At 70.8% G+C, this 17,395-nt stretch carries 15 protein-coding genes; 8 read left to right on the top strand and 7 right to left on the bottom strand.

The features are described 5' to 3' along the window. Window positions 1-27: 27 nt before the first annotated feature. From K3N28_RS19135 to K3N28_RS19120, 4 genes are all read left to right on the top strand, one after another. Entirely contained in the window at window positions 28-786 is a 759-nt protein-coding gene (locus tag K3N28_RS19135; protein WP_228094353.1) for a sulfite exporter TauE/SafE family protein, read from the top strand. A 60-nt stretch (window positions 787-846) separates the two neighbouring features. After that, entirely contained in the window at window positions 847-2,583 is a 1,737-nt protein-coding gene (locus K3N28_RS19130; RefSeq protein ID WP_228094352.1) for an NAD+ synthase, read from the top strand. A 144-nt stretch (window positions 2,584-2,727) separates the two neighbouring features. After that, complete coding sequence (panB, locus tag K3N28_RS19125; RefSeq protein ID WP_228094351.1) at window positions 2,728-3,591, top strand: 3-methyl-2-oxobutanoate hydroxymethyltransferase; 864 nt, start codon at window positions 2,728-2,730, stop codon at window positions 3,589-3,591. A gap of 89 nt (window positions 3,592-3,680) precedes the next feature. Beyond that, entirely contained in the window at window positions 3,681-4,472 is a 792-nt protein-coding gene (locus K3N28_RS19120; protein WP_228094350.1) for an HAD family hydrolase, read from the top strand. 85 nt (window positions 4,473-4,557) lie between these two features. Here the strand turns inward: K3N28_RS19120 and K3N28_RS19115 are convergent, their stop codons facing one another. Beyond that, window positions 4,558-5,277 carry an MOSC domain-containing protein gene (locus K3N28_RS19115; RefSeq protein ID WP_228094349.1) on the bottom strand — a complete coding sequence of 240 codons (720 nt, stop codon included), beginning with the start codon at window positions 5,275-5,277 and terminating at the stop codon, window positions 4,558-4,560. Between the two features lie 139 nt (window positions 5,278-5,416). On the opposite strand from K3N28_RS19115, the gene glnA reads away from it, so the two are divergent. After that, window positions 5,417-6,769: a type I glutamate--ammonia ligase gene (gene glnA, locus K3N28_RS19110; RefSeq protein ID WP_228094348.1), complete on the top strand. Its 1,353-nt coding sequence runs from the start codon at window positions 5,417-5,419 to the stop codon at window positions 6,767-6,769. Between the two features lie 241 nt (window positions 6,770-7,010). Here the strand turns inward: glnA and K3N28_RS19105 are convergent, their stop codons facing one another. From K3N28_RS19105 to K3N28_RS19080, 6 genes are read right to left on the bottom strand one after another with little or no spacing between them, the layout of a single operon-like run. Beyond that, a complete protein-coding gene (locus K3N28_RS19105; RefSeq protein WP_228094347.1) occupies window positions 7,011-9,044 on the bottom strand; it encodes a hypothetical protein in 2,034 nt (677 codons plus the stop codon). 5 nt (window positions 9,045-9,049) lie between these two features. Beyond that, on the bottom strand, window positions 9,050-9,784 hold the full coding sequence (locus K3N28_RS19100) for a hypothetical protein (protein WP_228094346.1): 735 nt from the start codon (window positions 9,782-9,784) through the stop codon (window positions 9,050-9,052). Between the two features lie 19 nt (window positions 9,785-9,803). Beyond that, a complete protein-coding gene (locus K3N28_RS19095; protein WP_228094345.1) occupies window positions 9,804-10,127 on the bottom strand; it encodes a hypothetical protein in 324 nt (107 codons plus the stop codon). Window positions 10,128-10,129: 2 nt separating this feature from the next. Further along, on the bottom strand, window positions 10,130-11,176 hold the full coding sequence (locus tag K3N28_RS19090) for a hypothetical protein (RefSeq protein WP_228094344.1): 1,047 nt from the start codon (window positions 11,174-11,176) through the stop codon (window positions 10,130-10,132). Between the two features lie 31 nt (window positions 11,177-11,207). Next, complete coding sequence (locus tag K3N28_RS19085) at window positions 11,208-11,501, bottom strand: hypothetical protein (RefSeq protein WP_228094343.1); 294 nt, start codon at window positions 11,499-11,501, stop codon at window positions 11,208-11,210. Further along, window positions 11,494-12,318 carry a hypothetical protein gene (locus K3N28_RS19080; RefSeq protein ID WP_228094342.1) on the bottom strand — a complete coding sequence of 275 codons (825 nt, stop codon included), beginning with the start codon at window positions 12,316-12,318 and terminating at the stop codon, window positions 11,494-11,496. Before K3N28_RS19080 ends, K3N28_RS19085 begins: the two co-directional genes overlap by 8 nt. Before the next feature lie 361 nt (window positions 12,319-12,679). On the opposite strand from K3N28_RS19080, the gene K3N28_RS19075 reads away from it, so the two are divergent. The 3 genes from K3N28_RS19075 (at window position 12,680) to K3N28_RS19065 (ending at window position 17,114) form a co-directional block, all read left to right on the top strand. Next, a complete protein-coding gene (locus K3N28_RS19075; protein WP_228094341.1) occupies window positions 12,680-13,363 on the top strand; it encodes a type 1 glutamine amidotransferase in 684 nt (227 codons plus the stop codon). Then, window positions 13,356-15,977, top strand: coding sequence for a bifunctional [glutamine synthetase] adenylyltransferase/[glutamine synthetase]-adenylyl-L-tyrosine phosphorylase (locus tag K3N28_RS19070; RefSeq protein WP_228094340.1), 2,622 nt, complete (start codon window positions 13,356-13,358; stop codon window positions 15,975-15,977). The genes K3N28_RS19075 and K3N28_RS19070 overlap by 8 nt, the downstream gene beginning before the upstream one ends. A 177-nt stretch (window positions 15,978-16,154) precedes the next feature. Beyond that, on the top strand, window positions 16,155-17,114 hold the full coding sequence (locus K3N28_RS19065; protein ID WP_228094339.1) for a magnesium and cobalt transport protein CorA: 960 nt from the start codon (window positions 16,155-16,157) through the stop codon (window positions 17,112-17,114). The last annotated feature ends 281 nt before the right edge of the window (window positions 17,115-17,395 follow it).

Here is a 17,395-nt window from a genome sequence, read left to right as displayed (position 1 = left end):
AGCGCTCAAGCGTACGCTGTGGCGGCCATGAATCTGATCGAGGTCTCCGCTCTGCTGCTCGCCGGGCTCGTCGGCGGCGGCCTCAACGCCGTGGCCGGCGGCGGCTCGCTCATCACGTACCCGACGCTGATGGCCGTCGGCGTCCCCGCGCTCCAGGCGAACGCCACCAACGGCATCGCCGTCGCTCCCGCCTACGCCGCCGCCGCGGCCGGCTCGCGCGAGAACCTCCGCGGCCAGCGCCGCCGCGCCCTCGGGCTCATCCCGACCGCGCTCGTCGCGTCCGTGTGCGGCGCGCTCCTGCTGCTCAACACCCCGCACGAGGTCTTCGAGGCCATCGTGCCGTTCCTGGTCCTCGCCGCGACCCTCCTCATGGCCGTGGGGCCGTGGGTCAACCGCAAGGTCACCGCGCTCAACGGTGGCCGCGACCTGCACCCTGTGGTCCTCCACGTCGGCGTCTTCGCCGGATGCCTCTACGGCTCGTACTTCAACGCCGCGCTCGGCCTCATCCTCATGGCCGTGATCGCCATGGGCGTCTCCGAGGCGCTCGGCCGCGTCGGCGCGCTCAAGAACTTCTGCACGATGCTCGTCGGCCTCGTCACCTGCTTCATGTACGGCGTCTGGGCCGACGTGGCCTGGTGGGCCATCGGCGTGCTCGTGCCCGCGACGTTCCTCGGCGGTTACATCGGCGCGCGCGTCTTCCAGAAGATCCCCGAGCGGCCGCTGCGGATCGCGATCGTCGTCTACGGCCTCGTGCTCTCGGCGATCCTGCTCGTCCGCTCGCTCTGATCCAAGCCACTTCATGGAACTCCGGTGACGCCGCGCGTCCGGGCGCGGAAGAATGGGTCCATGCCGACGCTCCGTATCGCACTCGCCCAGGACAACCCGGTCGTAGGCGACCTCGACCACAACGCCGACCTCATCCGCCGGGCCGCGTCCGCGGCCACGACCGCCGGAGCGCACCTGCTCGCCACCGGCGAACAGGCCCTCACCGGTTACCCCGTCGAAGACCTCGCCCTGCGCCACTCCTTCGTGGAGGCCAGCCGCGACCGCCTCGTCAAGCTCGCCGCCGAACTCGCCGAGGACGGCAACGGCGCCCTCCCCGTGGCGGTCGGCTACCTCGACGCCGACGGTCCCATGGGCTCCACCAGGGGACATGGCATCCGCAATGCGCTGGCGCTGATTCAGAACGGAACGGTCCTCTTTCGCTACTACAAGCACCACCTTCCGAACTACGGGGTCTTCGACGAGGACCGTTGGTTCGTCGCGGGCCACGAACTGCACCTCGCCCGCATCGGCGGGGTCGACGTGGCGTTCACCGTCTGCGAAGACGTGTGGGGCGGCACGCCCTTCGCGGTCGCCTCCGAAGCCGGGGCCGGTCTCGTCGTCAACGTCAACGCCTCGCCCTACGAGCAGGGCAAGCACGAGCGGCGCATCGCGCTCGTCCGGCAGCGCGCGACCGAGATCGGCGCGCCCGTCGCCTACCTCAACACCGTCGGCGGTCAGGACGACCTCGTCTTCGACGGCGGCTCGATGATCTGGGGCCCCGACGGCCGCCTCCTCTCCAGCGCCCACCGCTTCGCCTCCGAGCTGCTGGTCACCGACGTCGAATGCGCCGCGGCCGAGGGCGTCGACCTCGCCAACCACTCGTCCTCGCCGATGAGCGCCACCCTCCACGTCCTCTCCGAAGCGCCCGCGACCGTGAAGACGCGGGTCGAGCCCTCGTTCGCGCCCGAGCTCGGCCGTCTCGAAGAGGTCTGGGAAGCACTGCGCCTGGGCCTCCACGACTACGTCGAGAAGAACGGCTTCCCGTCGGTCCTGCTGGGACTCTCGGGCGGCATCGACTCGGCGGTCACCGCGGTCCTCGCGCGGGACGCGCTCGGCGCGGACCGCGTGTACACCGTCGCGAACCCGAGCCAGTACTCCACGCAGCACTCGCTCGACGACGCCGCCGACCTGGCGCAGCGCTGCGGCATCCACCACGTCGTCGAGCCGATCCAGCCGATCGTGGACTCCTACCTGGCCGAGATCGCCGTCTCGGGGCTCGCGCTGGAGAACCTCCAGGCCCGCGTGCGCGGGGTCATCTGGATGTCCCTCTCGAACCAGCACGGCCACCTCGTGCTCGCGGCGGGCAACAAGAGCGAGTACGCCGTGGGCTACTCGACCCTCTACGGGGACTCGTGCGGCGGCTTCGCGCCGATCAAGGACGTCCTGAAGACGCTCGTCTACGAGTTGGCGAACTGGCGCAACGAGCGGGCCCGCAGCCTCGGCGAGACCGAGCCGATCCCCGAGAACATCATCCTCAAGCCGCCGAGCGCCGAGCTGCGCCCCGACCAGCTCGACTCGGACTCGCTGCCGGACTACGCGGTGCTCGACGGGATCCTCGTCGGCTACGTCGACGGCGACGCCGGGCGCGAGGACCTGGTCGAGCAGGGCTATCCGGCCGACGTGGTCGACCGGGTCGCCGGGCTCGTGGACCGCGCCGAGTACAAGCGCCGCCAGTCCGCGCCGGGCACGAAGATCACCGTGAAGTCCTTCGGCCGCGACCGGCGCCTGCCGATCACGAACCGTTTCCGCGGCAAGTAGCGGGTCACCCGGCCCCCAGGGGGCGGGTGATTTGTCACAGCAAGCGCTTCGCGGGATGACACCGACATCGATGAGCGTTAGTTTGGTCCTGTCATGCCCGGGGACCGGCGAGGCCGGCCACGAGGAGATTCTGGAGTTACGACGATGACGTCTTCCGCCGATCCTGCGAAGCACGCCGACGAGATCCCGAGCCTGTACGGGCCGGGCAAGAACGTCAAGCGGGTCCGCACCCGCCACCTCATCGAAGCCAAGGAACGCGGCGAGCGGTGGGCGATGCTCACCGCCTACGACATGTACACGGCCGCCCTGTTCGACGAGGCCGGCATCCCGGCGCTGCTCGTCGGCGACTCGGCGGCCAACAACGTCTACGGCTACGAGACCACCCTGCAGGTCTCGGTGGACGAGATGGCGCCGCTGGTCGCGGCCGTCGCCCGCTCGACCGAGCGGGCGCTCGTGATCGCGGACATGCCGTTCGGGTCCTATGAGTCCGGACCGGTCCAGGCCCTGGAGACCGCGGTGCGGTTCATGAAGGCCGGGGCGCACGCGGTCAAGCTCGAAGGCGGCCGCCGCGTGGCCGCGCAGATCCGGGCGCTCACCGGGGCGGGCATCCCCGTCATGGGCCACGTCGGGTTCACGCCGCAGAGCGAGCACGCCGTCGGCGGCTACCGCGTGCAGGGCCGCGACGCGCAGGGCGCGGAGGTCGAGGCCGACGCGCACGCCGTCGCCGAGGCCGGGGCGTTCGCGGTGGTCCTGGAGATGGTCACCGCGTCGGTGGCCGCCGAGATCACCAAGCAGCTGCCCATCCCCACCGTCGGGATCGGCGCCGGGCCGGGCACGGACGCGCAGGTGCTCGTCTGGCAGGACATGGCCGGACTGCGCCGAGGCCGCCCGCAGCGGTTCGTCAAGCGCTACGCCGAGGTCGCCGACGTCATCCAGGGCGCGGCGCGGGCGTTCGCCGACGAGGTGCGGGCGGGGGAGTTCCCCACGCGGGCCCACAGTTTCGAATAGCGCACGCAGCGCGTTTGTGACGAAGCTTGCGAGTCGGAAACGCGCTCAGGTCTTTGGGAGCGGCGTCGTTTCGCGTACCGTCTCAGTACGTGAACGACGCCATCCTGCTGTTCGACTACGACGGCACCGTGCGGCTCGGCTCCGAGCACGCGACGCATTACGCCCGCCAGGTGGCCGCCCACCTCGATGCCGACGGCGAGCGCGCCTTCCTCGCCGCCCACGCCGCGTTCGTCGCCGGCAAGCCCACCACCGCCTCCACGTTCGACGCCTACGACGCCGACAACGCCGTGCGCCGCCTCGCGGGGGAGTTCGGCGTCCCCGACGCGATCCGCCACGAGGCCTACGTCGAGACCCGCAAGCGCATGGCCGCCGGCGAGTTCGACGTGTGGGCCCCCAAGGGCCTCCGGGAGCTCCTCTGGAGCCTGCCGCGCGGCGTCGAGGTCGCCCTGGTGACGAACGCCCCCGCCGCGACCCTGGAACCGGTGCTCGAACGGCTCGAACTCGACGGCCTCTTCGACCACGTCATCGGTGACGCGGGCAAACCGGACGGGCTCGACGCGATCATCGACGAGCTGCTGGAGGAGCGACCCGCCGAAGCGCTTCTGAGCATCGGCGACATCCCCCGCAACGACCTGGCCCCGGCGGTCGAGCGCGGCTGCGCGACGGCGTACATCGACCACTACGGTCGCCCGTGGCCGGAGGCGACGGTCAGCGGCGCGTCCCTTGAGGAGCTGTACCCCTTCATCCACCGATGGGTGAACAGCACCGACTTACGGCTCGCGAGCGCGGCCAAGAAGGCCGGCTCGTGGCCCGCGAGCGTCGCCGAGCGGCGTGAACCCAGCATGTCGCAGCCACACCCTATGCTGGAAAATGCGCCCTGAGCCGACCGATCCCCGGCTCAGGGCGTCTTCGTCTCGCCGTTGCCGCTCCGGCCCCGGCAACGCCGGCCGACGGCTCGCAGGCCGCCTATCGCGGCAGGGGCTGAGCGGTGATCGCGTCGCCGACCGCCACGGTCGCCTTCTCGGCGATGCGCAGATAGATCCCGAAGTGGTTGCCCAGCTCCTTGACGATGTGCCGGTGCAGGTCCTTGTCGCGCACGTTGGCCCCGTTCGGGTCCCAGCTCGGCAGCACGCACCGCTCGCACGGCTTCTGCAGGGTGAACTCGTGCCCGCCCAGGCGGATCGGCGTTCCCGGCGGGAGGTCGACCTCCGCGTACGGCTCCAGGTCGGCGTCCACGATCACGTTCGGCCGGAACCGCAGCGTCTCGACCTCGCGGCCCAACTCCTCGCCCAGCCTCCGGACGCTCGCCTCGAAGACCACCAGGACGCGTCCGTACTCGCGGTCGACCTTCCGCAGCTCCACGCCCTTCTCGGCGTCGATCGACTCGGCGAGCCGCGCCGGCAGCCCCGCGTCGTCGGCCGCCCAGGCGGCCCCGCTCGGCTCGTACAGGACCGGGTCGCCCGCCACGGCGTCGGCGCAGCCGCACTGCGCGGGCCACGCGGCCTCCCACGCCATCATCTTCGGGTGGCTGCCGCCCCACAGCGACTTGTCGCCGCCGGGCTCCTTCAGCTCCAGGATCCGGTCTCCGGCCATCCCGTCGAAGTCGATCACCGCGGAGCGGAGCGACTCGCCCCGGAGGCCCTTGATCGGATAGCGCCACAACTGTTTGATCTCGCCTGCGAACATGCGCACCAATCTACCCAGCGCACCGGGGCGCGCCCATATGCGAAGACGGGTTCCGGCTCGCGCGCTCGCCAGGTGCGGTTAACGTCGGGGACATAAACAGGTGAGACAATTGCGGCCCCAGGACCTAGGAGGACACACCATGGAACGCCAGAAGGAGTTCGTGCTTCGCACGCTCGAAGAACGCGACATCCGGTTCGTCCGGTTGTGGTTCACGGACGTCCTCGGCACGCTCAAGTCCGTGAGCGTCGCCCCCGCCGAGCTCGAGTCCGCCTTCGAAGAGGGCATCGGCTTCGACGGCTCCGCCATCGAGGGCTTCGCGCGGGTCTACGAGTCCGACATGGTCGCCATGCCCGACCCGACGACGTTCCAGGTGTTCCCGTTCGAGGGCCGCGGCATCGGCGAGTCCGCCCGCATGTTCTGCGACATCCTCACCCCCGAGGGCGCTCCGTCCTGGGCCGATCCCCGCCACGTGCTGCGTCGGGCCCTGTCCAAGGCCGCCGACCGCGGGTTCACGTTCTACGTACACCCCGAGATCGAGTTCTTCCTGCTCTCCGACATCGACCCCGAGGGCCGCACCAAGCCCACGCCGGTCGACGACGGCGGCTACTTCGACCACACCACGCACTCCACGGCCCGCGACTTCCGCCGCCAGGCGATCCTCGCCCTGGAGCGCGTCGGCATCTCGGTCGAGTTCTCGCACCACGAGGTCGCCCCCGGACAGCAGGAGATCGACCTGCGCTACGCGGACGCCCTGACCACCGCCGACAACATCATGACGTTCCGGCACATCGTCAAGGAGGTCGCGCTGACCTCCGGCGTCACCGCGTCCTTCATGCCCAAGCCGTACACCGACCAGCCGGGCTCGGGCATGCACAGCCATCTCTCGCTCTTCGAAGGCGAGGACAACGCCTTCCACGACCCGGGCGACGAGCAGCGGCTCTCCAAGACCGCCAAGGCGTTCATCGCCGGGCTCCTGCGCCACGCGCCCGAGTTCACCGCGATCACCAACCAGTGGGTCAACTCCTACAAGCGCCTGTTCACGAGCCCGCAACCGGGCCAGATCTCCGAGGCGCCCTCGTACGTCTCGTGGGGCAAGGCCAACCGGTCCGCGCTGGTGCGCGTCCCGGCCTACGGCAAGCCGAACTCGGCCCGCGTGGAGATCCGCTCGCTCGACTCGGCGACGAACCCGTACCTGGCGTACGCGGTGCTCCTCGGCGCCGGCCTCAAGGGCATCGAGGAGGGCTACGAGCTGCCTCCGGGCACCGAGGACGACGTCTCGGCGCTCACCAACGCCGAGCGCGTCGCCGCGGGGTACCAGCCGCTTCCGGCGAACCTGGCCGAGGCCCTCGACGCCATGGAGTCCTCCGAGCTCGTCCCCGAGGTCCTCGGCGAGCACGTCTTCGATTACTTCCTGAAGAACAAGCGTCAGGAGTGGGAGGACTACCGCACGCAGGTGACCGCCTTCGAACGCAAGCGCTACATGCATCTGTGACCGCCTCCCCCCAACGGCGAGGGGGCGTGAACCGACGGGCCGCGCGGCCCGGTCAGCATCCGTACGGGCGCTGACCGGGCCGCGCGGCCCGAGTCGTCGGTGGCGGGACCGGGGCGCGGTGCGGCTGCACGGTGCCGCGCCGCACCCCGATCGGCTGCGGCGCGGCCTGCTGATCCGGCCCGGATCAGCAGGCCGCGCCGAGTCTTCGCATCGAGAACGGTCCGTTCTCGGCGTACGAGCCCTACGCGTAGGGGTCGTCGTCTTCGTCTTCGGGCATGCCGCCCCAGACGTCCTCTTCTTCCACGAGCCAGGTCTCGGAGCCCTTCGTGTCCTGGTCCGAACCGGCGCCTCTGGCGCCGCCGCCGGGCAGCACGCCGGCGGCACCGGCGCCCGCGACACCGCCGGTGCGACCGGCCGCGCCGCCCATGCCGCCCGCGCCGCGTCCGGATCCGGATCCGGCACCGCCTCCGGCACCGGTCCCGCCGAGACCGCTCGGGGTCCGGCCGCCACCGAGACCGCCCGGGGTCCGGCCGCCGCCGGGGGTCGACCCGGGCCCGCCTTTGAGCCCGCCGCCGGCGCTGCCGCCGATGCTGCCGGGACGCTTGGAGGTGTGGCCGCTCGCGCCGGTCGTCAGGCCGCGGATGGGCGGCGGGGCGGAGGGCGTCCGTCCGCCGACGCCGCCGATCCCGCCGGGCGGGTTGAGCCCGGTGACACCGCTGCCGCCCAAGCTGTTGGGCCCCCCGACGCCGCCCGGGATCTGGCCGCCGCCGGAGGCGAGACCGCCGGAGGAGAGTCCGCCGGAGGCGAGGCCGCCCGAGACGTCGTCCGGGTCCGGCACGTCGCTCGAGCTCCACGGGTTGTCGTCGAGTCCGCTCAGGTCGCCGCCGCCGGAGTACTCACCGGGCGGGCTCCCGGTGTACCCGGGCGTGCCGCCGCCGGTGGTCGAGAGGTCCGAGCCGCCGTACGAGCCGGGCGGCTGGCCGCCGAGGTTGTCGGGGTCGGTCACACCGGAGGAGAACGGGTTCTCGTCGCTCAGGGTGTTGAGCCCGTTGCCGCCGCCGTACGCGTCCGGGGTGGGACCGCCGCCGTTCAGGCCGCCGGCGCCGCCGCCGTCGAGGCCGGGCCCTCCCGTGCTGAGGCTGGTGAGGTTGTCGGGTTTGCCCATCCCGTCCAGGTTGCCCCCGGTGTCGCCGAGGTCGGGCATGCCCGTGCCGCCGCCGCCGATGTCGAGCCCGCCGGTGTCGGGGATGTCGGTCTGGCCGTCGTTGAACGTGGTGGGCTCGCTCGGCTTGGAGTCGGGTTTGATCTCAGTGACCTGGGCCTCTACATTGGAGTGGCGCTCGGTGACCTCTTCGTTGACGATCGCGGCCTGCTCCTCGAGCTGCTCGGAGCCTTTGGCGCCCATGGCGACCAATTCCCGGTCGGCGTACTCGTCGGCCTTCGCCTGCGCCAGCGCCTCGCCCTTGAGCCCGTTCTGCTCGTAGTCGGGATTGGCGGTGACGTACTCCATCCACCGGTCGTACGTGGTCTGGCGGCCCTCCTGGACCTCGTCGACGACGGTCGGGTCGAATCCGGCCAGCTCGACGGCGTGCTTGATCTCGTCGTTCGCCTCGATCACGCAGCTCTTGAAGAACGGGGGCCGGATGTGGATGCGGTGCGAGCCGCAGCTGGTGCCCTCCATGTAGAACTTCGGCGCCGGGTAGACGCACGCGGTCCCGCCCTGCTGCTCGAAGATCTCCAACTGCTTGTCGTCCAGGAGCTTGATGACGCCGTCGGCGCCGTTCTCGCCGCCGATGTCGTCCTGAATGGTCTGGCAGTTCTTGATGACGGTCTCGGCCTGCTCTTCGAAGGCGTCGAAGTCGTCGCCCTTCCAGGCCTGCGACAGGGCCGTCAGGCCGAGCTCCAGCTTCGGTCCGATGATGCGGAAGTCCTCGTAGAAGTCCTTCCACTCGTCGCGGATGGTGTCGAGGGCGTAGTCGGCTTCGGGCTGGGGTCGGATCGAGGCGACCATGGACTGGATGGTCTGGCCCTCGGGGAGCATCATGGTGCCCTCGCGGGCGGCCCGCAGGCTGTTGATCTGGTTCGCCTGGGGGACGGCCGACATGAGCTTCACCCATGCCGCCTCGGCCGGCTCCTCGACCTTGCAGGTGCAGGAGTCGGTGCCGCAGTGAGGTTGGACCAGGAGCTGGTTCGCGGCCGCCTGGTATTGGGAGCCGGTCAGGCCCTCGGTCGTCTTGCCATAGTCAGTGCGCTCGAAGTCGTCTTCTTCGGCCATGGCCGCTACTCGCTTCCGGCTCGCTCGAGGATGTCGGACTGGATCTGCGGCAGGTGCTCCTGCGCGAGCCAGTCGGTGAACTGTGCAGTTGTGAAGGGGTACACGGCCATCTCTTCGGCGCTGGAGTCCGGGTAGAACTCGGGGGCGGACTCGTAGGCCCCGACGCCGGGGTCGTGGAGGTAGTCGACGGAGACGTAGACGACCCATGACCCGTACCGGCCGTACACGTCCACATAGGTGCGGTGCTCGGTCTCGGCGGTGACGGTGAGGCTCTCGTCCCATTCGCCGCCGAGTTCGCCTTCGACCTGGTCGAGGTAGTCGACGCCCGGAAGGTTCTGGCGGCGCACGTCGACGCGGTCGGCGAAGTTCGCCTCGGCTTCGGCGTCGGTGCTCCAGGGGGCGAGTCCGGCGCGGATCGCGGCGTCGCCGGTGGCCTGGTATTCGAATGTGCCCTGGGTGTCTTCGAAGGAGGCCAGGTCGAACAGTCCGGAGCAGCCGGCGGCTTCGGCGTCGATGCCTTCGCCGAGGCCGTCGCTCTGGAGTGCGCCGTCGACCGCGGTGACGCCCAGGTACTCCTGGATCGCCGCGAGGTCGGCGAACACGTCGCAGCCGTCCCAAGCGGACATGACCGACAGGGAGCCGGACGGTGTGCCGCCGGTGGCCGGGGCGTCGTCGCCGCAGGCGGCGGTCGAGGCCAGGACCGCGAGCAGGGCCGCCGCGGCGACGGGGCGGCGGTTCATCGAGGCGCGCCTCGACCGGTCACAGCTGCGACTCATAGTCCAGCATTTCCGCTTGGGCGTCGGTGTCGGCCTCTTCGGCGAGCTCCGCGGAGTCGTTGAGGGTGTTGATCATGCCGTGCAGGGATTCGCGGAGGTTCTGGAGGTTGGTCCAGGTCGTCTCGTGGAAGGTCGTGTAGTTCTGCCGGGCGGTCACGGAGGCGTCGAGCTGCCCGAAGGCGGGCAGGCGGCCGAGCGGCTGCCCGTTCTCGAGCCTCGTGATGATCGAGTCGAGGTGGTCGAGCTGCTCGCGGACGACCGCCCGGTACTCTTCCAGGGCTTCGGGGTCGATAACTCTCTCAGCCATGCTCAGGCTCCTGCTTCTTCCGTGTCCTCGGGATATTCGTCGGGGTCGCGCCACTGGGGCGCGGAGTCGTCCTCGCGGGCCTGCCCCTCGAAGGTGTTGGGCATGTAGTCGAGGCCGCCGAAGTCGACGCCGGTCTGCCGGTCCCACCGTTCGCCGTCGCCGTCGGCGTTGACGTCGCCGTTGATGTTGTTGCCGATGTTGTAGACCCCCTGACCGCCGAGGAAGGTCGTCATCGCGGGGTTCTGCCTCGCCAGCATGCCGTCCAATTTGGGTGAGAACTTGCCGATGGTGCCGGTTCCGGTGCGGCCGGGCGCCATGAGATTGCGCAGCGCCATCTGCGAGAGCCCTTGGAGCAGGCTGAATCCGGTCGAGCCGATCGTGTCGAGCGGGTTGATCACGTTGCCCTTGGAGGCCAGCGCGGCCCAGGAGGCGGTCATGTTGGCGCCGATGAAGCCCGCCAGGGCCTGGGCCGCCACGGTGATCGCCTTGTCCAGCGCCTCGAGCACGCCCAGGCAGCTCATGCCGACGGTGGTGGCGACGACGCGGACGTTCTCGGACACGATGGGGCCGATGACCGGGACGAACTTGACGGCCATGTAGAAGACCGCCATCGCCATGAGCGAGGCGGCGACGGCGAGCATGAGGGGGACCATGACGGCCAGCATCGCGGCGATGATGAACAGGGAGATGCCCACGTGCATCGCGAACGCGGCGATGACGACCAGCTGGGCGTCCATCTTGCCGGCCTTGTCGTCGAAGGCGGTGCGGTCCTCACCCGACCAGTCCTGCTCGGTGACCTCGCCGGTCTTCTCCTTGAGCTTCTCGCTCGCCGCCAGGTACTTCTCGGCCAGCTGCAGCCACGAGGCGCCGACCTGCATGATCAAGCCGGGATTGCACTGGTTCATGTAGATGATGCGGGAGATCTGCGTGACGGGGCCCGAGAAGGTGAAGGCGGGCAGGACGATCTGGACGGCCGCCAGGGGCGCCATGTACGAGTAGGCCTGCTCCATGCCGGCGAACTGCTCGGGATCCGGGGCGGTGTAAGACATGCGGTGAAGTTCCTCAGGGTCGCGTGGGCGGTCAGCTCAGGTCTGCGGCGGCGGCGTCGTCGGCGTCGCTCCACGCCTGCACGGACGCCGTCAGGTCCTCGTTCAGGCCCGTGAAGCACTCGGCGGCGCCTTGGACCATGGAGCTCATGTAGCTGGTGGCGAGCGTGTAGGCGACCGCGAGCGAGACGTCGACGGAGGTGTAGAGCGTCTGGTCCAGCGTCCGGAACACGGGGATGATCTCGTTGGCCTCGGCGAGGATGTCGCCGACCTCGCGTTCGATCTCGGTGCCGAGGCGGTCGATGCGGGCGCCGTCGATTTCAGGCAAAGTAGCCTCCCTGGTTGAACAGTCGTGTCATCTCGCGCTGCCGCTCCTGGAGCGTGGCGAGGTCCTGCGTCGCCCGCTCGCCCCTCGCCTGGTTCTCCTCGGCGATCGGACCGAGGTCGCCGGGGCCGATGGGGAGCCCGAGGCCGGCGTAGTAGTCGTCCTCCTTGCCCGCCAGGTCGGCGACGGCCGCGGCGGCGGTCTCGTTCAACTCGCGGGTGAGCGCTCTCGGGCCGAGCTCGAAGGCGCGCTTGCTCAGCCATACGGAGGCGATGGGGTAGGCCATGGTGGACTCGACGGCGACGAGCTTGCTCTCGCTCTTGGCGGCGCCGGTCGGCTGCGCGTCCCGGTCGTTCTTCCCGCTGCCCGGCGGCTGATGCTTGAAGCGCTCCAGCAGCGCGATGGACTCGGACAGGAGCTCGTCCGCGAACGGAGGCATGACCAGGCCGGTCGGGCCGTCGGTGAACTGCCGTTCGCGGGGGCCGTCGCGTTCGCCGGGAGGCACGGCGTCGTTCCGCCGCCGCTCGATGGCCGCGTCCAGGCCGTTGTCGCGCAGGTCGCCGCGCAGCTCGGCGAGGACGGCGATCGTGTCCTCGATCGACGGGGCGGCCTCGGGCTCGGGGGCGGCGGCGCGGGCGGCGTCGGCCGCGGCGCGGGCGGTCGCCGTGATGAGTTCGGCGAGATCACGGGTGTGCATTCGCTCGGCGCCGTCGGCGAGTTCGATCGCGGGGACCTGGCCGGGCGCGATGGTGACGGTGACATTGCCGCAGGAACTGGTTTGTGAGCGCTCCCAGTGCTTTTGGGATTCCGTGTCCGTCAAGAGATCTCCTGGTAGTGGATGTTCCATCCGGGAAGGAAGCAATATTTAGCACACTTCTTTGAAGCTTCAGTTAATAGTCCGTACGCACTATATGTACCTACTTGAATACGTATTCGGTATTGCCCGGTTCCTGACCTGCGGGCCGAGGTGCGGCGGCCCTTCCCGTGAAGGGCCCGGAGGTGATGTCGCGAAACTCTTTCCAAGTCTCGCAATAGTTTCCGACACGAATGAGACCGAACCGTTATCGAACGCGCCAGGGCGACAGCGCTCGCGAGGCCGCCTGACGCGCCCGGAGCCGGTCCGAACCGGCGGCGGCGACGGAGCGCGACGCCGCGACGCCGCGACCGATTAGCATGGTGGGGTGACCACCGCACTCGTCATCGAGAACGATCCCGCGCAGGGCCTCGGCCGGGCCGCCGCGTGGCTGGCCGAGGCCGGAATGGAACTCGACACGGTCCGGCCGCACCTCGGTGAGGCCGTGCCGTACTCCGCCGGAGGCCATGAAGCCCTCATCGCCCTCGGCGGCGGCCGCGGCAAGGACTGGAGCGACGACCTCGCCGGGCTCATGGAGACCGCCGTCGCCGACACCACCCCCGTGTTCGCGATCTGCTCCTCCGCGCGGATCCTCGCCGCGACCTTCGGCGGACGCGTCGAGGACCGGGACGAGCCCTTCGGCCCCCGCATGCTCGCCAAACGCGACGCCGCCGGACGCGACCTCGTTTTCGGGCCCGCCCCGATGACCCTCGACGTGATCCGCTGGCGCCGCCAGGAGCTCGTGGCCCTCCCCGAGGAGGCCACGCTCCTCGCCGCCTCACCGCAAGGGGCACTGGAGGTCTTCCGCATCCGCGACACCGCCTGGGGCGTCCAGTCCCACTTCGAGTTCACGCCCGGGCAGCTCGCGGAGTTCGGCGCGTTCGACGACGCCGCGCTGGCCAAGGCCGCCGAGGTCGACGAGCACATCGTCGCCACCTGGAAGCCGATCCTGCAGCGGTTCGTGAAGGTGGCCGCGGGCGAGAAGAAGGCGCTCCCCATCCTCGATGCCTGACCACGAGGACGCCGAGGGCGTCGACGCGGACGAGGCCCGGCTCGCCGTCGTCGAGGCCAGCAACGCGCTGGGGGACTTCCTGCGCGCCCACCCCGCGGTCGAGGCCGCCCTCACCGAGGACGAGGACGCCGGTTTCGGCCGCATCCGCGAGGCGACCGCCACGACGCTCAACCACGCGTGGAAGGCGAACCTGCTGCGGATCGCCGCCGCCGACCTCACCGGCCTGACGGACCTGCGGGCCACTTCGGACGCCCTGTCCCGCCTGGCCGACGCCGTGCTCGCGCGCGGCCTCGAACTCGCCCGCGAGGACCTCCCCGGCCAGACGCGGCTCGCGGTGATCGCCATGGGCAAGACCGGCGCCGAAGAGCTCAACTACGTCTCCGATGTGGACGTCGTGTTCGTCGCCGACGGCAACCTCGACCTCGCCACCCGGCAGGCCGCCCGCATGATCCAGATCGTCGGGCCCGCGACGTGGCCCGTCGACGCGGGCCTGCGACCCGAGGGCCGCCACGGCGCGCTCGTGCGCTCGATCGACTCCTACCTCGCCTACCTCAAGGACTGGGCCCGCACCTGGGAGTTCCAGGCCCTGCTCAAGGCCCGGCCCGCCGCGGGGGACCTGGCGCTGGGCCTCGACTGGCTCGCGGCCGTGCAGCCGTTCATCTGGGGTGCGGCCGACCGGCCCGGCGTCGTCGCCGACATCCGGGACATGCGCCGCAAGGTCGCCGAGTCGGTGCCGGCCGCCGAACGCAAGTACGAGATCAAACTCGGCCCCGGCGGCCTGCGGGACATCGAGTTCGCCGTGCAGCTGCTCCAGCTCGTCCACGGCCGCGGCGACCCCTCGCTACGCGTGCGGTCCACACTGGAGGCGCTCGATGTCCTCGTCGCCGCCGGCTACCTGGCGCGACGCGACGGCGAGGAACTGGCCGGCACCTACGTCTTCCTGCGCACCGTCGAGCACCGGCTCCAGCTCCACCGGCTCCTGCGCACCCACCGCGTGCCCGAGGGCGGCGAGCCGCTCCACCACCTCGCCCGGACCCTCGGCTACACCACCGACGAGGCCTTCCTCGCCGCCTGGCGGGCGCACGCGACGACCGCGCGCCGCCTGCACGAGAAGCTCCTCTACAAGCCGCTGCTCGACGCCGTGACCCGCGTGCCCACGCTGGAACTGCGCATGACCGAGTCCGAGGCCGCCTCGCGCCTCGCCGTCCTCGGCTTCAACGACCCCGCGAGCGCCCTCACGCACATCAAGAACCTCACCGCGGGCGTCTCCCGCACCGCCACCGTGCAGAAGGCGCTCCTGCCGGTCGTGCTCCACGAGCTCGCCGACTCGCCCGAGCCCGACCGCGGGCTCCTCGCGTACCGGCAGGTCTCCGACAAGCTGGGGTCCACGCCCTGGTACCTGCGGCTGCTGCGTGACGGCGGCCCGGCCGCGGTCCGGCTCGCCCGCCTGCTCGGCACGTCCCGGTACTTCACGAGCCTCCTGCTCCACGTGCCGCAGTCGCTGCGCTACCTCTCCGACAACGCCGACCTGACGCCGCGCCCGCGCGACGAACTGGCCGCGGGCATGAGCCAGGCCGCGTCGCGGCACGCCGAGGCCACGCCCGCGATCGGCGTGGTGCGCGCCATCCGCCGCCGCGAACTCATCCGGATCGCCGCCGCCGACCTCCTCGGCCTCCTCGACGACCAGGCCGTGGGCCTGGCCCTCTCCGACCTCACCGACGCGGTGCTCGAAGCGGCCCTGCAGATCGCCGCCCGGGACGTGCCCGGCGCGCCGCCGATCGCCGTGATCGGCATGGGCCGCCTGGGCGGGCGCGAGATGAACTTCGGCTCCGACGCCGACGTCGTGTTCGTCCACACCGGAGACGACGACGCCGGGCGCAAGGCCGCCGCGAAGGTCGTCGAATCCGTGCGGCAGCTCCTCGCGGCCCCGACCGCCGACCCTCCGCTGGAGATCGACCTCGACCTGCGGCCCGAAGGCAAGGGCGGGCCGATCGCGCCGAGCTTCGCCGCGTACCGCCGCTACTACGACGACCGGGCGCGCCTGTGGGAGCGCCAGGCGCTGCTGCGCGCCCGGCCCGTGGCCGGTGACCCCGCGCTGTGCGAGGCCTGGACCGTGTTCGCCGACCGCGTCCGGTACCGGCCCGGCGGGCTCACCGAGGCCGAACGGATCGAGTTCCGGCGAGTGAAGGCGCGCGTGGACTCCGAGCGCCTGCCGCGGGGAGCGGACCCGAACGGCCACACCAAACTCGGCCGCGGCGGCCTCGTCGACATCGAGTGGACCGCGCAGCTGCTGCAGCTGGAGCACGGCGAGGACGCCGCGCTGCGCACGACGCGGACCGTGCCCGCGCTGGAGGCCGCGGCGGCGGCCGGGCACCTGAGCCGCGCGGATTTCCAGGCGCTGAAGGAGGCCTGGGAGTTCGTGTCGCGGGTGCGCAACGACATGACGCTGGCGCGGGGCGTGCCGAGGGACGACCTGCCGCGGTCGGGCCCCGAGCTGGCGGCGCTGGCGCAGACCCTCGGCTTCGGCGAGGACACCGAGCGCTTCCTCAACCACTACCGGAGGCTGACCCGCCGGGCCCACGAGGCGGCCCACCGGATCGTCTACGGCGACTGACATCGGCCGGCGGCGGTCGGCCTCCGACCGCTCGGGTCGGCGGCGATCTGACACCCGATCGGGTGAATGATCGCCGCGCCGGCCTTCTCGGCGCCGATTCCTGTCGGACCCGGCGGGCATGATCGCGCTAGGCTTCGGTCCCCTCTGGGTGGGTGGGGGTTCGGGATGGGGGCGCCGATGATCGACTACACCGTGGTCGGCCCCGACGGGGTCGAAGACCGTCGCGGCACCGCGGACGATCTGCGCGCGGCCGCCGCCGACGACGCGTTCGTCTGGGTCGCCTTGGACGCCCCCGAGCCCGGCGCGCTCGACCTCGCCTTGGACGCGCTCGGCTTGGAGCGCTTCGGGTCCGGTCCCGCGCACGCCCTCCACCGGCGGCCCGGGGTCGAGACCGCGGACGGCGCGGTCATGCTGCTCGTCAAGACCGTCTGGTACGTCGAGGCGACCCGCCAGGTCGAGACGGGGGACCTCGCCGTCCACACCGACGCCCGCTCGCTCGTGACCGTCAGGCGCGGCGTCGCCGATCCCGTTGCGGCCGTGCGCGAACGGCTCAGCGACCCGGCGTTCCGCACCGGCGGCGCGGCCGCGGTCGTGCACGCCCTGTTCGACGCCGTGGTCGAGGAGTACGACGCGGCCGTCGAGGACCTCGCCGACGACGTCGCCGACCTCGAACGCGCGGTCTTCTCCGGCCTGCGCGTCGATCGCAACGAGGACGTCTACTTCCTCATCCGCGAGACCCTGGAGTTCCAGAACGCCGTGCGCCCCCTGATCCCGTTGGCGCACCTGATCAAAGAGCGCCGCAGCGGCATTCCGGCCCTCGAAGGGCCTCGCATGGAGGCGTCGGCCGGGCGCCTCGTCCGCGTGGACGGGGCGATCGACACGTGCATGAGCCTGCTGACCACGGTGCTCACGGCCCACCAGGGGCAGATCGCCACGTGGCAGAACGAGGACATGAAGCGGATCTCCGCGTGGGCGGCGATCGCGTTGGCGCCCACGCTCATCGCGGGCATCTACGGCATGAACTTCGACGACATGCCCGAGCTCCACTGGCCGTTCGGCTATCCGGCGGCGCTGCTCCTGATGGCGGCGGTGTGCGTGCTGCTCTATCGCGGCTTCAAACGCAACGGCTGGCTGTGAGCCGCCACTGTCCTTGCGTCGCAAAGGGAAGAGCGAGGGGCGGTGCCGCTGTGTCCGCACTCGACTCGCGAATGCGGGCGCAGCGGTCCCGCCCCTCCGGCCCTGCCTGCCTTCGAGGAATACTGTAGCGCCGCCGCGCAAACCGAAAGTGTCGAGGCGATCGTCGCCCTCCGTGGCATTCAAACGCTCCCATTCCCGACGTAGGCGGCTATTGAAATTTTTCGATGTGAATCCTTGACTTCCCAGGGCGCTCCCGTAAAAATTAAGAGACTTATCAGTTA

It is taken from the genome of Glycomyces sp. TRM65418 (genome assembly GCF_019710475.1).
Classification (GTDB): Bacteria; Actinomycetota; Actinomycetes; order Mycobacteriales; family Micromonosporaceae; genus Glycomyces.
Note: the sequence above shows the minus strand (reverse complement) of the source record. Positions and strands in the feature narration are given on the sequence as shown.